The organism is Virgibacillus sediminis (genome assembly GCF_042643265.1).
Lineage (GTDB): Bacteria > Bacillota > Bacilli > Bacillales > Amphibacillaceae > Virgibacillus_O > Virgibacillus_O sediminis.
In genome coordinates, this window is the sequence record NZ_JBHRRZ010000033.1 from 1 (window position 1) to 14003 (window position 14003).

14 protein-coding genes and 1 pseudogene are annotated in these 14003 nt (G+C 43.6%); 2 read left to right on the forward strand and 13 right to left on the reverse strand.

Annotated elements, in window-relative coordinates; genetic code table 11:
• Nucleotides 1-205 precede the first annotated feature (205 nt).
• The 3 genes from ACFODW_RS12705 to ACFODW_RS12715 form a co-directional block, all read right to left on the reverse strand.
• Nucleotides 206-658 (reverse strand): GNAT family N-acetyltransferase, encoded by a 453-nt coding sequence (locus tag ACFODW_RS12705; RefSeq protein ID WP_390307012.1) that lies wholly within the window; start codon nucleotides 656-658, stop codon nucleotides 206-208.
• A 51-nt stretch (nucleotides 659-709) separates the two neighbouring features.
• Nucleotides 710-1480 carry an SDR family NAD(P)-dependent oxidoreductase gene (locus tag ACFODW_RS12710; protein ID WP_390307015.1) on the reverse strand — a complete coding sequence of 257 codons (771 nt, stop codon included), beginning with the start codon at nucleotides 1478-1480 and terminating at the stop codon, nucleotides 710-712.
• Between the two features lie 171 nt (nucleotides 1481-1651).
• Nucleotides 1652-2602: a zinc-binding dehydrogenase gene (locus ACFODW_RS12715; RefSeq protein ID WP_390307018.1), complete on the reverse strand. Its 951-nt coding sequence runs from the start codon at nucleotides 2600-2602 to the stop codon at nucleotides 1652-1654.
• Between the two features lie 249 nt (nucleotides 2603-2851).
• Between ACFODW_RS12715 and ACFODW_RS12720 the strand changes: the two are divergent.
• A pseudogene (locus tag ACFODW_RS12720) lies at nucleotides 2852-3088 on the forward strand (IS1595 family transposase); the annotation flags it as partial.
• Between the two features lie 12 nt (nucleotides 3089-3100).
• Here the strand turns inward: ACFODW_RS12720 and ACFODW_RS12725 are convergent.
• A complete protein-coding gene (locus tag ACFODW_RS12725; protein ID WP_390307020.1) occupies nucleotides 3101-3559 on the reverse strand; it encodes a DUF2306 domain-containing protein in 459 nt (152 codons plus the stop codon).
• Between the two features lie 517 nt (nucleotides 3560-4076).
• Between ACFODW_RS12725 and ACFODW_RS12730 the strand changes: the two genes are divergently transcribed.
• On the forward strand, nucleotides 4077-4511 hold the full coding sequence (locus ACFODW_RS12730; RefSeq protein WP_390307022.1) for a Fur family transcriptional regulator: 435 nt from the start codon (nucleotides 4077-4079) through the stop codon (nucleotides 4509-4511).
• Nucleotides 4512-4762: 251 nt separating this feature from the next.
• On the opposite strand, the gene ACFODW_RS12735 is transcribed toward ACFODW_RS12730, so the two are convergent.
• The 9 genes from ACFODW_RS12735 to ACFODW_RS12775 all read right to left on the reverse strand — a co-directional run bounded on the left by ACFODW_RS12735 (nucleotide 4763) and on the right by ACFODW_RS12775 (nucleotide 13946).
• Complete coding sequence (locus ACFODW_RS12735) at nucleotides 4763-6232, reverse strand: xylulokinase (RefSeq protein ID WP_390307025.1); 1470 nt, start codon at nucleotides 6230-6232, stop codon at nucleotides 4763-4765.
• A 189-nt stretch (nucleotides 6233-6421) separates the two neighbouring features.
• Nucleotides 6422-7573, reverse strand: a complete 1152-nt coding sequence (locus ACFODW_RS12740; RefSeq protein ID WP_390307027.1) for a CaiB/BaiF CoA transferase family protein — start codon at nucleotides 7571-7573, stop codon at nucleotides 6422-6424.
• A 13-nt stretch (nucleotides 7574-7586) separates the two neighbouring features.
• Nucleotides 7587-8084 carry a MaoC family dehydratase gene (locus tag ACFODW_RS12745; protein WP_390307029.1) on the reverse strand — a complete coding sequence of 166 codons (498 nt, stop codon included), beginning with the start codon at nucleotides 8082-8084 and terminating at the stop codon, nucleotides 7587-7589.
• 21 nt (nucleotides 8085-8105) lie between these two features.
• Nucleotides 8106-9266 carry an acyl-CoA dehydrogenase family protein gene (locus ACFODW_RS12750; protein ID WP_390307031.1) on the reverse strand — a complete coding sequence of 387 codons (1161 nt, stop codon included), beginning with the start codon at nucleotides 9264-9266 and terminating at the stop codon, nucleotides 8106-8108.
• Between the two features lie 15 nt (nucleotides 9267-9281).
• Nucleotides 9282-10658: an MmgE/PrpD family protein gene (locus ACFODW_RS12755; protein ID WP_390307033.1), complete on the reverse strand. Its 1377-nt coding sequence runs from the start codon at nucleotides 10656-10658 to the stop codon at nucleotides 9282-9284.
• A gap of 231 nt (nucleotides 10659-10889) precedes the next feature.
• Complete coding sequence (locus tag ACFODW_RS12760; protein ID WP_390307035.1) at nucleotides 10890-11777, reverse strand: carbon-nitrogen hydrolase family protein; 888 nt, start codon at nucleotides 11775-11777, stop codon at nucleotides 10890-10892.
• On the reverse strand, nucleotides 11764-12411 hold the full coding sequence (locus ACFODW_RS12765) for an isochorismatase family protein (protein WP_390307037.1): 648 nt from the start codon (nucleotides 12409-12411) through the stop codon (nucleotides 11764-11766). Before ACFODW_RS12765 ends, ACFODW_RS12760 begins: the two co-directional genes overlap by 14 nt.
• Before the next feature lie 10 nt (nucleotides 12412-12421).
• The gene (locus ACFODW_RS12770) at nucleotides 12422-12901 is read right to left on the reverse strand and encodes a TRAP transporter small permease (RefSeq protein WP_390307039.1); all 480 of its coding nucleotides are present in this window, start codon (nucleotides 12899-12901) and stop codon (nucleotides 12422-12424) included.
• A gap of 37 nt (nucleotides 12902-12938) precedes the next feature.
• Nucleotides 12939-13946 (reverse strand): TRAP transporter substrate-binding protein, encoded by a 1008-nt coding sequence (locus ACFODW_RS12775; RefSeq protein ID WP_390307041.1) that lies wholly within the window; start codon nucleotides 13944-13946, stop codon nucleotides 12939-12941.
• Nucleotides 13947-14003 lie beyond the last annotated feature (57 nt).

A 14003-nucleotide genomic window follows, 5' to 3' on the forward strand; every position in this document is an offset into this window, starting at 1 on the left:
AGTTTACTACTCAATAACAGTAGACAAAAAAGAGTTGAAAAGTGACTCTTAATTTAAAGTTGCCCAAATTATCCTGAGGTTATATAGGCTTGACAGTTTCGTTCATATCAGTATATTTCCGCAGCGGCTATCCTCACTCAACCTGATTGCTAACTATCCTATATTTCTATAAAAACGACCACCTCGCCGACTGTAGCTATTAATACTATAAATCTTGAGACAGCCGGACCATATCCCTGCATTGGATGCCGTTTTCAAAAATTTCTTCCTCGTAATGCCTAATGAAAAAGTCCAGATCCACACCGGTTATTCGAAAACCGCATTTTTGATAAAGAGCAAGCTGATGGATGCTGGAATTCCCCGTACCAACTTCCATGGTTTTGTATCCTTTCTCTGTTGCTGTTTGGATGGCATCCCTCACTAGGAGTTTCCCCATCCCTTTCCCCTGCTGGCTTTCATCCACCGCGATGTTTACTAGTTCCGCCGTACCCGTTCTTGTCGGGAGCAGTACATACACACCTGTTATTTGATGTGAATGTTCAGCAACATAGCAGTCACCCCTCCTCAAATAGTCGTCAATACTCTCCTTGGAGGGGTCTGCCGATAATAATAAATCATACGGCGGTTCTTCATTTTTGTGGAGTAATCGAATCTTCATCTTGCTCTCCTTAATCCCCTTAGGATTTTTCGGCCAGTTCCCCCAGAATCCTCAATAATGCACGGCATTCCCGGCCCCACCGGTTACAGAAATGACATCACCCGTAATCGAGACAGACAGCGGGGATGCTAAAAATGCCACCACATCGGCAACCTCCTCCGCTTTTACCAGCCGGCCGATGTCATTGCCTTCCGCAATCTTCTCAAGCTTCTCCTCATCCGGAAACCGTTCTCTCGTTGTTTCCGTTTCCGTCACGCCGGGGTAGACGGCGTTAGCGGTTATTCCATGTTTCCCCAGCTCCTTGGATACGGACTTGGTCAAATGGACGACAGATACATTCCGCGCACCGGCACTCATGCTGCCTGCATTCCTGGCAGCCATGCCGCTCACATTAATAATGCGCCCCCAGTTATTTTTCACCATATGAGGACTCGCCGCCCGGATGCTCCGGAAGTAGCCCATGAACTTTTCCTCGAAGTCCTTCAAAATCAGCTCATCCCGCACGTTGTGAAAATCTTCCGGCTCTCCCCCGCTCACACGTGCTCCGTTGTTCACCAGGATATCAATCCCTCCCATTGCTTCCGCTGCCTTTTCCACCAGCTGGGAAATGGATGCAGGATCTCCCATATCCGCCGCAATCGGGTAAATATTCCTCCCCGTCTCTTTCTCGAGTTCAGCGGCCGTTTCCTTAATAGACTCCTCATTTCTCGAACAAATGGTGCAATCGACACCTTCCATCGCAAGTGCTCGCGCAATCGCCTTGCCGATCCCCCGGCTTCCTCCGGTAACGAGTGCTCTTTTTCCTTTTAGCTGCAAATCCAAATGGAAAACCTCCTTATGTATGCTTATATATAGGTTCAACAGAGTAAGAATATTTTCCTTTTATTAAAAGGGAAAATACCTCTCAGTCCACGGATTCTGTTCCTTTCCCCATACAACCAAATCAAAAAAACAGCTCTCTCGAATGGGAAGAGCTGTATTCTTATAAATCTATTAATCCATGATCGCAACGAGTCTACCTGTAACTTCATGGCGTTCCAATTTGAGAATGCCTTCCCAAATTTCATCAAATGTAATTTCTGAGATAGTTGGATCTATATCCCCAGAAGCCATCAGCTTGTACACTTCTGCAATGTCATGAACATCGCCGCCGACACTGCCTTTCAATGTGGCGGCTTTCAGAATAAGAGGATCGGTATTGATGGTTGATTCCAATTTACCCATACCGACAAGAACGACCGTCCCGCCCGGAGCAATGACGTCAATAGCTCCCGCAGTCGTCGTACCAAACCCAGCATAGTCAACGATCAAATCGGGTGCAATATCTGCTAGTTCTTTTACATCTTCAAAAACTTCCTTGACCCCAAGTTCCTTGGCCAGTTCACGCGCTTTCGGGCTGACGTCTACCGCATAGACATCAATACCTTGGACAACCGCTGCCCGGGCTGCTATTTGACCAAGACCTCCGATACCGATAACCCCGACCTTCATACCTGGCTTAGCTCCACCAGTTTGGAACATGGCATGATAAGATGTCATTCCAGCATCTGTGCCGGCCGCAGCCTGGGCAAACGTAATTCCCTCTGGCATTGGAACCAAGTCAACAGCAGGAGCTGACACCAGGTCTGCATAACCGCCATCATACCCGTAACCAGGTCCCAAACCAACCTTACTTACAGGACACACGCCAACACGATCGCCAACTTTGTAATCGGTAACTCCTGGTCCTACCTCTTTGATGACACCAGCCACTTCATGCCCCATGATAATTGGCGTATGCTCGATAATGTCCAGCCATTTCTCATCGCGTAATGCGCCAACATCCGAGTGACATAACCCAGCAGCTTTCACTTCTATTAATACACGACCTTCTGTTGCCTCTGGATCCGGCTTTTCTACCAGTTTCAAAGGTTCATTCGTTGTAGTAAATTCCCAACCTTTCATGTGTAACCCCTCACTTCTTGTTTTTTATTCATAGATGCTTACATCTCTATTTTAGATTAGGGCTAATTTACTAGTCAATTTAACTGGTCTGGGAAATAGAAATATTACTAGAAATGTGAAATTTTTGTGAGTTAATGAGCATGTTTGGAGTTCTTTTTATCATTTCCTGATTTTCGCTATGGGGTCATAGATCATCTGATTCACTTCTTTCCTAACCGGGGTTCCAATTGGCAAAAATGCAATCCGGGTTCACAAATGGCAGGAAATAAATCTACGGATATTGATAAGGTGTTAGGCTCGTATATCGACACCTCTGCTTTGTTATGCAGTGATACTGCGACCAACTACAAAAAGTTTGCAAAAGATAAGGGATTGCAACACGAAATAGTCGATATGCGTAAAAGCGTTTATGTGAACTTGGAGCAAACTAAAAAAGCTGTTCATAAATCGAATTATTCAACTGTTGAAATGTTAAGAAGTGCTTAAAAATTATCTTCTTTATTTGGGAGCGTATTTTTTACCTACTTTAAATATGAGCGGAGTTCCTATTATTGTAGGTAAAAACCAGAATAACAAAACAGGCAGTTCATTTAAAACTGGTATACTAGGAATATTAACTACTAAAGTTGCAGTTACAATACCTATATAAGAACCTAGCATTCCTCCTATATGAGCACCTATCCAATTTTTCCATTTCTTCTTGACCGCTAAATATCCCAATAAAGCAAGCCCATAAGAAAACAGAGCGATATAGAATAAATATTGGCTTTTTTCCCAATGGATTATCGACATAACCAAAGCTGTTATAAATACAAGGACATAAGACCAGTGATATATCTCGCCAGATACAGTATGTTTCCCCCTCTTCTTTTTAGAAGACATTGCAAATATCCCGCTTATCAAACAAATCGTCCCTGTGAGTATATGATTTATTAAAAATGCATTAAACAATAACATCACCTCAATACTTAAAAAACTTATATTTTAAATATATTTAGTGTAAATTTAAATATCCTATAAAACAACAATATTTACGAAAACAGCGTTAACAAATGAATATGGCGGTGTCGCAACTCAACTTCGAATCAGTTGATCAATAGGGCAAAAAAATGCCGGGAAACTCCTTTAGATAGTTTCCCGACACTTCTTCCTGTGCGCATAACTTATTCCGCTTTCATATTCAAATCTTTAATAGTAAATTGGCGAGCCCGCTGGGACTGATATTGCTTAAAAAAATCTGCTTCTATACCGGTTAAATTCACAAGAAAATAATCAACCTCTTCAAATGTTACCGGGCTGCGGCCGATATATTCTGAAAGGTTATCGATTTCTTAAGCTTTGTTATCATGTGGGTTCGGCAACTGCTTGAATAAATCAAAAAAGACTGGAGACAAGACAAAAAGGTGGCATATTCTAAGCCCGGCTGACATTATTATTATGAGATGACTAATAATTTAACAAGCGGGTGAGAGCAATGGCTAAACACAGTGGGCAAGATGCCATCACAAAAATCAAGAACTCGAACGTCCGGATGACACCCCAGCGTGTCGCAGTCCTTGAAGCACTGCTGAATTCAAAGAGCCATCCAACAGCGGACCAGATCTATCAACAGGTCGGAAGGCAATTTCCGACGATCAGCCAGGCAACTGTCTATAACAACCTGCATACCCTTTGCGAAAGCGGGCTGGCTCAGGAATTGACATTCGGCAACCATTCCAGCCGGTTTGACGGCGATCCGTCCGAGCATTACCATGTGATCTGCACGGGTTGCGGCAGCATTGTCGACTTGCATTACCCCTTACTAAAAGAAATGGAAGCCCTGGCCCAGCAGACCACCGGCTTCCAAATCAGCCACCATCGCCTGGAGATTTACGGGGAATGTGAAGACTGTGCAGCTGAGCGGGAATAAGCCTGAAACCATGGTGGTTTCAGGCTTTTTTGTGGTGTAGGCTGACGCCCGAGTGGGAGGTGCTGGCGCCCGAGTGTGCTGCTGTGCGGCCCGAGTGAGAGGTGCTGGCGCCTGAGTGTGCTGCTGCGCGGCCCGAGTGGGAGGTGCTGGCGCCCGAGTGCGATGCTGTGCGGCCCGAGTGGCGGGTGCTGGTGCCCGAGTTCGATGCTGCGCAGTTCGGACGCTCAACGGCCTGAAGAAAATCTAGTAATTCACGCATATACTCCCCGCAAGCCAGGATACAATTTCAGATACCGTTCATATACCTCCGCATACAACTGCGCCCTCTCGGCATCCGGCTCATAGACAGTTGGTTCCTCAGGCGCCATGAACCGCTCCGCAAAGTCATTATGATCAGCGGCCCAGCCGAGCTGGATAAAGGCGGAGGAAGCAGTGCCCAGTGCGGCCATATATTCACTTTCCTTCCCGACGCTTAATGGTCTGCCAAGGCAATCGGCGAGTATCTGGCACCACATCCTGCTTTTCGTGCCTCCTCCGATCACCGTCATGTTGCCCGTCTGAGCAGCTGCAGATTGACCAGCTGCCTGCCTAAAAGAAAGGCAGATGCCTTCCACCACAGCCCTGGCAAAATCCGCTTTCTCTGTATTAGGATGGATCCCCCAGAAGGCCCCCTTCGAATCAGGGTCATTCACCGGGCACCTCTCCCCATGCAGATAAGGAAGGAAAAGCAGTCCATTTGCCCCCGGCGGAGAGTTTTCCAGCATATCCTCAAACTTTTTAAAATCACCGCCGGCAAACGTCTGTACAGCCCATTGATGAACATTACCGACATTCAATAATGGCGCAATGGAAATGACCGAATCATCAGGAATGTGGGCCAGTTGAAAGGCACCCTCTACCACCTCATCTTGCCTATCGTTCCCCTGGATCCTCGCAACCCAGCCGGTCGTCCCCATATATAAATACGCATCGCCTTTGCTGACTGCACCTGCCCCCATGGTCGAAGCGCCTGCATCCCCGCTTCCGCATAGCACCGGTGTATTTTCACAAAAGCCGCTGGCAAGGGATCCCTCTTTAGACACATGGCCGGCAACCTCCTTCGCAGAATGAAACTCCGGCAGTTTACCGAAGTCAATACCCAATGATTCTATGTAATCCATCTCCCACTGACCCGTCTCCAGATTCATCATACCTGTCGTGGAACCGGTCGTCCTATCTGTTACAACCGCCCCCGATAGTTTATAAATAATATAGTCCTTGGCGCTGAATACATAGTGCTCCACCTTCTGAGCTAAGTCAGGACGATGCTTGTCCATCCATAGCAGTTTCGCTGCTGGAGTGGAAGCACGCACCGTATTCCACAGCACCTCCTGAATGTCTGGAAACTTTCCCCTTATCTCCGCCGCTTCCTCATCGGCCCTTGTATCCGAGTATAAAATAGCCCGCTCAGGAGTAGACGAAATAGGAATCACATCTTCCATCTGGCCGGAGAAAGTGATCATCACTACATGGCGAGGTTCTACCTTCCACTCGTTCCACCACCTGGAGGTGATATGGAGGATGCCTTCCCACCAATCCTCCGGGCCCTGTTCCACACTTCCGTCCGCACCGTAAAAGGTTTCCAATTTAACAGATGATGCACCAGTAAAAGCTGCCTTATCATCAAGCAATACTCCCTTAATCGACGTCGTCCCAATATCGAAAACCGCAATATATTCCACTCCGCATCCGCCTTCCATTTTAAATATTCATACTATAAGTCTACCAAATATAGGAAAGGGATGGGGAGATTGTGGGGTGGTGGCGCCTGAGTGAGGGTGCTTAGCATTCCCACTATAGTTATTCAAAAAAATAGAATGCTTGAAACAATACTGATTTCAAGCATTCTCATATCATTCACCACTTAGTTTCTACTTACTTCCATTTAATATACTTTCTAATATCTCTTCATTATGTTCTCCAAGTGCTGGCCCTTCAGCATAGGTTGGTGTATAACCGGAGACCTTTATTGGTGTTCCCAACATTTTAATGTCTCCAAACGTCTTACTAGCAACATCAACAATCATATTCCGTTCTTCAACCAAAGGCTGTGATAAAGCTTCTTCTACTGTGTTTACTGGGGCAACGGGGACTTTCCCTTTCAATTTTTTAAGCCAGTAGTCGGTATCATGTTGGATGAAGATATCATTCAGTATTTCGATAAGTTCTTTTTTGTTATCCAATCTTGCTTGAAAATCTTTGAATTTATCATTCTTTGCTAAATCCGGCCGATTTAATTCAGTAGTGAGTATCTGGTAAAACTTCTCTTTGTTACACATCAGGATCATATAACCATTCTGTGTCGGAAACAATTGCGACGGTACTAGGGTTGGATGGGAGGAATAAGCGTTCCGCTCGGGCTTATATCCTTTATTGAGATGCCATATAGCTAAATAATTCAAAACGGATAAAGAAGTATCGAACAAGCTGACGTCTATATCACTGCCCTTTCCATGAGTCTGTGCTTGAACAATTCCTATCATTAATCCTAAAGCTGCCATCATACCAGTCGAAAAGTCCACAATCGAAATACCAAACTTTGAAGGAGGCCCTCCCGGTTCTCCTGTTAGCGACATATGTCCATTCATGGCCTGTAGAAGATAGTCATAGGCAGGCTCTTTTCTCATGGATCCAGTATTCCCAAAACCGGACAGAGAGCAAGTAACGATTCTTGGATTGATCTCCTTTAAGTGATGGTAGTTGACTCCAAGTTTATCGGGCACATCACCTCGTAAATTGTTAAATACCGCATCCGACGTCTCAACCAATGAATGGAAGATTTCTTTATCTTCCCTTGACTTCATATCAAGAGAAACACTTTTTTTATTTCTATTTATAGATTGAAAGAATAGGCTATCCTGATTTTCTGCATACGGTATAACCGTCCGCGACACATCTCCACCGGTGTTCGGGTCTTCAATTTTAATTACCTCTGCTCCCATATCAGCTAATAAGGAAGTGGCGAATGGGCCTGCCCCATATTGCTCAATAGATAGTATTCTTATACCTTCCAAAGGTTTCATACGCTATCACCTCCTATTTCTTAGAATGGGTATAAGGGCGTTTGGCAAATTCCTTTTTCGGAACCAGTAGTTTCCTCTTATAGCTCATTACATCTTCTTCTCTCTGGTTGCTTACAATCGTTTCCACTCTTACGATTCCACGGTCATTCTTGCTCTTAGATTCTCTTTTATCCAAAATGTTTGTACGGCAGTAGAGGGTATCTCCATGGAAGGTAGGGTTCAAATGTTTAACATTTTCATATTCCAACATAGCAATTGCAGCCCCACTGATATCATTGACGGTCATGCCGACAGCAATTGAAAAAACCAGCGTACCATTCACAAGATTTTGTTCAAATTGAGTCTGAGATGCATAATGGGCATCTATATGAAGCGGATGCTGGTTTAAAGCCATTAAGCTTGATATCATATCATCTGCATCAGTAATAGTTCTCCCGGGCCAATGATAAATAATGTCCCCAACTTCAAAGTCTTCAAAGGCTCTGCCAAACGGTGTATGAATTTCAGCCATGTATAATCTCCCCCTAAGTTTTTAAATTTTATACTTTTCTACCAGGCCCTTGCTGATCACAATCTTCTGAATTTCATTGGTCCCTTCACCAATTAACATCAAAGGTGAATCACGGTAATACCTTTCGACATTGAATTCCTTCGTATACCCGTAGCCTCCATGTATCCTCATTGACTCACTGGCTAGTTCAAAACCTACTTCAGTCGCAAATAATTTAGCCATGCCGGCTTCTAAATCACATCTCTCTCCATTTTGGAGCTTGGTAGCTGCGTTCATTGTCAACAGCCTGGCAGCTTCCAACTTGGTTCCCATTTCTCCTAATTTCAATTGTATTGCCTGGTGTTCACTTATCGGTTTACCGAATGTCTTTCTTTCTTGTGCATATCGTATAGCGTCTTCAAAAGCTGCTCTAGCGAGCCCTAGCCCTCTTGCTGCTACATTTACACGACCTAGTTCAAGACCGCCTAGAACCTGCTTAAAACCCTTTCCTTCCTGTCCGCCGATTAGATGGCTAGCAGGTACTTTGAAATTCTCGAAAACTATTTCACAGGTTTTCACTCCTTTGTATCCCAATTTATCTATATCTTTCTGTACGATAAATCCTTCCTCTCCTTTTTGAATAAGAAAGAGACTAATGCCTTTATACCTCGGGGAAGTATTGGTATCCGTTTTCACAGCGAGAATAAAAGTATTCCCATGGCGCGCATTGGTAATCCACATTTTGCTTCCATTGACAACATAATGATTATCTTCTTTTACCGCTTTGGTGGAGATATTTTGGACATCTGTTCCTGCCTCTGCTTCTGAAAGTGCTAATCCCCCACGACATTCTCCTGTGGCAAACCTTGGTAGAAATGACCTTTTCTGTTCTTCCGTCCCAAACTTCTCTACTATATGCGCCATAATCAGATGGCTATTCAAAATACCTGCAACACTCATCCAGTGCTTTGTTATTTCTTCTATCACTAAGCTGTACGTCACAAAGTCGATCCCGATTCCGCCATATTCTTCCGGAATAGTAAAGCCAAAGAAGCCAAGTTCCTTCATTTTTTCCACAATCTCATGAGGGTATTCATCGTTCTGCTCCAATTCTCTTGCTACAGGGTCAATCTCTTTCTTGCAAAAATCTTTCACCATATCTATTACTTGCGTTTGCTCATTGGTTAAAGTGAATAATGCCATACACTTATAGCCTCCTTATAGTATATTGGCCAACTCGTTTATATCCTCCAACTTTTCCATTCCCCTAACTTTATCGATAATCAATGATTGCTGTTCTTCACTATAAACAGGAGAAGTTACATATTTAAACTTCTCGATCATCTCTTTCCAAGACAATGGGTTTTCTGGATCGCCTTTTGGGTAGTCAATGCTTTTGTCCATTACACCTTTTTTCGAATCAATGATGACACGGGCTGGCCATTTCAGAGGGAACTCTTTCTCCAGTTCCTCATCCCGTACACATATCACCTTATCCATCATGGAAACGACCGTGGGATCCTCTGTAACCTCATTGCTATATTGTTCGAGCAATGTTTTTCTGTAAACAGTAGCGACCGCTGCGCCAAAATGCATGCTAAATTGAGCATCTACAGAAGATTTTGGCCGGCGTTTCTCCTCCTGTGGATCCACTACAATTGGTAACGCCGTGCCCACCAAATGAATTTTAATTTCATTGATATCTTCGGGGGTCAGATCGTTTTCCTTTACCATATCTAGAATTAAATCCAACGGACCCTGCTTATACCGGCAACAAGCATGCGGTTTTATGCTGGTTTTTAAGATAGCATTCTCATTCATGTCAAAAGCTTGATTCAGCTGCGACAGGTCGTAGTTATCGGAATGCGCTTGAGCAAAGCCGTATTTGCCAGTAAAAATGGATGCCGGACCTGTAAAGCCTCCCTCTGCCAATTGAGCAGCTATTATCCCACTATGGGAAGCCCATCCTGGATGGAGCCTTTTTGTCCAAGCTCCCGTTTGCAAAAACTCCATGGAAGATGATGTTTGGCTACCGGCTATCCCTAAAGCGTTAGATAATTTTTCCGCAGACAAATTCAAAAGTTTTGCACTGGTGGCTGCAGCCGCAAAAGTACCCATAAGTCCGGTTGGATGGAACCCTTTTTTATACACTTCAGAAGGTTTCAAAGCCGCTCCCAGCCTGCTCATCAACTCATAGCCTATAACACTGGAGATAATAAAATCCTTACCGCTTTTTCGCCCCTCTTCCCCTACAGCCAAAGCTGTTGGAAAAACAGCTACTGCCGGATGGAGAGATGACTCGTTGATAACATCGTCCAGCTCCAAACTATGAGCCGCTGCTCCATTGGCAAGGGCTGCATATTGAGGCAGAGGCTTTAAACCCTGCTGCCCAATCACACTGCCTTCTCCCACTCCTCCTGCTTTATGGATGAAGTTCTGAAGAGGTTTGCTGGATTCAAACATGCTCCCCCTCGCTGCTAACCCTATAAAATCTAATGTTAAGTACTTAACTCGATCGATCACAGTAGTACTCAGATCCTCAAAATTCAATTGGAAAAAAGACATTTCAGATGAAACCGTTTCCGTTTGAGGCATACATTCATCTCCTTCGAACATTTTACTAATAATTAGCAAAATTCATGCCAACCTCTCCCACTTCAGGTTTACGAGTGTTTTACAGCGAGTTAAAGGCGTTACTATTCAAGTCTCCTTGATACCCAGCAATCTAATATTGTTTCAAGAACGTTTCGTCTGGATCGCCCCTGAAACAGTAGAATGCACATAAAACAAAGAATCACCTGTAAACAGGTGATTCTGGAATGGCCACTATATTTTGTATTTTTTATAGACATCCGTTTTTCTTTCATCCAACCAATTAATTCTCTCCCTAGCCAAATCAACAAGCTCGGACTGCACACCCCCAGTTACATAGGACCAAGTACTGTCCTCCAAATGGCTGATTACGTCTCCAAACGGATTGATAATGCAACTTCTTCCAAAGTGATCTCTAGGCTCCGCCTCACCTTCTATCGATTCCTCTCCACTTTTATTCACAGCTAGTACATAGACGTTATTCTCCATAGCTCGAACCCTCAATTCCTGAAGGTACAAATCTTTTCTGAAACCATATGTGGCTGTAGGGACTACAACCAAATCGACTCCTTGCAAAGACAAGCATCTCCAAGCTTCAGGAAAAGAGCGGTCAAAACAGATGAGAATCCCCACTCGAAGCCCGTTATCAAGAACAAATACAGGAAATTCGCTCCCTCCATCCCCATATTGTTCAAAGTAATACTTCTCATCAGTCGATAAGCTTTTCGACTCTATTTTAGGAAGGTGTACTTTCCGGTATTTCCCGATCAACCCTTTTGTCGGGGAACACACAAATGCAGTGTTGAAATAATGAGACTGCCCTCTGTTCATTTCTCGTTCGAAAAGAGTCCCGATGATATGTGTGTTATAAGTTACAGCCAAATTCATACATTTGCTGACCGTCTCTCCCTCCATCGTCTCCGAATAATCCTCAAAATACTTATCATTTCTGCTGGTTGCAAAATAAGGAGCTGACATCAACTCGGAAAAGGCCACCAGATAAGGTGTTTCTCTAGTCACCACCTCTTCTAATACTCGTTCAATCTTATACCAATTTCTCTTTTGGTCACCTGGAAAGGGACCCAATTGGATTCCGCTCACTTGCACCTTATTTTGCATCATATAGTACCTCCATTTTTTGCATGACTGTGTATGAAGTAAGAAGATCCGCATACCGATTATTGATATCGAATAGGTTAGCCCGATGAGGTCCCTCAGCCTGATCTCCGACACAATCTTCCACTACAATGGTCCGGAATCCGTAGGAAAAAGAATCGATTACCGAGGCACGAACACAGCCACTTGTAGTACAACCACACACAAAGAGGGTATCTATTCTTTTAGTTACCAATAAACTTAGTAAATCGGTATTGAAGAAAGCGGACGGCATTTTTTTGGTTAATACAATTTCATGTTTCTCAGCCCTCAACTGGCCATCAAGCTCCGCCCATTTTGAATCTAATTGAACGAGTGATAAGCTATTTACCTTCTTCGGCCATAAGCCCATATCCTGTTGATCTTCCCTGTATGCTACTACTGTGTGAAATATAGGTATGTTCACTTCTCTGGCTTTATTCAGTAAAGGTACCGTATTATTCACAGCCTTCGTCACCAAGTCACTTCCTCCTAATGGTGATTCCGGTAAGGTGAAGGCTTTCTGAAAATCAATAATTAACAGGGCAGGTTTACTTCCAACCCCTATGCTGCCTGAACCATATCCTGCCTCTGAATAAGTTGAGTCAAATCGCTCTTCCATTTATCCTCCCTCACTCTCCCTTTGACTTTATTTCCTTTATAAATGACTGAAGATAGTACATAGCCAGGAAAAACATTCCAATCGGTACGGCCAAAAATACGTAAGACATAGGCAGCCTTAATGGGGAATGAGACGTGATTCCGGTTCTCAATAAATGTTGGACATACTCTATTCCTGCAAACATAATGAACCCCGCATAACATATACCTACAATACATGTAAATATATTACTTAATTTCAAGAATCTAGGTCTGAATTTACTTGTAAATAAATCCAACGACACATGAAAGCCCTTCTTGCCACTCGCACCCAAAGTCAGCAAAATGGCCCATACGAGTGAGAAAACAACCACCTCTTCAGATATGGCAAAAGATTTGGAGAAAAACTGTCGGCTGATTGCCTCTATAATCATCCAAGCTGCTGAAATAACAAAAAACCCAACTCCAACACCAATAACAAATTTATCTTGGATGAAGGATAGTAATTTCATTGAAAGCCTCCTCCCACATACAGAGACTAGCCTGAGGCTAATCTCTTATCTCGTTAAATTTTTTCATGGCATCCGGATGTTTCTCTTCAAAGCTTTCATGGACAGTTTTCGCCTTTTCTCTCCATGCCGCTACCTCGTCCTCAGGTACCCGCACGACTTCTCCAAAGTCATTGGATACTTCTTCTAGGAATTGCTTATCCATTTCAATGGATTCTTCCCATTGGTCTACAATAAGTTCATCTAATGTTTCTTGAATAATTTGTTGTAAGTCATCTGGAAGGCTTTCAAACCATTGCTTATCTGCAGCCAAGGAGTACGTGAAAATCTGCATTTCTGGTACGACAAAGCCATGACTTGCAGCCGATCCTACTACATCAATCCACCCATCTGGTGAGGTATTTACTCCATCTATAACCCCTTGAGACAGGGAAGTTGTAATTTCTGTTGCAGGCATAGATACGGCTGTTGCACCGTAAGCCCCTAGAAGTTCATTAGCAACATGCCCTCCCACCGATCGAATCTTCAAACCAGACAGGTCCTGCATATCATTAATCTCCCTATCATTTGTCAAAATAATCCCTTCTGCTGTTCTCATTAGTCCTAAAATTTTAATCCCGTTATCTTCAACAAATGAATCAAGCAGCCCTGTCAATTCTTCTCTGTATTGCTGATCTTGAAGAACTGTCTCATCTTCCAAAGAAAAAGGAAGGTTCACTACCCCATATTCATCTGCTAATGCTTCTAAATGTACACTTACCGGCCACACCATATGAACACTTCCAGTTCCTAAATTCTGTACTGCTTCGCCATCTGTATACAGCTGGCCGGAAGGATGAATGGTAACCTCCAATCTTCCATCGCTTCTTTCTTCTACCAATTCCTTAAATTGCTCCATATATTCATGTTTGAAGAAGGATTCAGGCAATTCATGAGTCATTATAATTTCGTGGGTTTCCTGTTCACTGCCGCTCGTTTCCGAATTACATGCTCCGAGTACAAATGCCAAAATCAGTAACATGGACAAAGTGAATAATTTCTTTTTCATAAAAATCCTCCTTTTATAGTTGAAACTATACTCTCTCTTTCATAGACTCTTTAAATT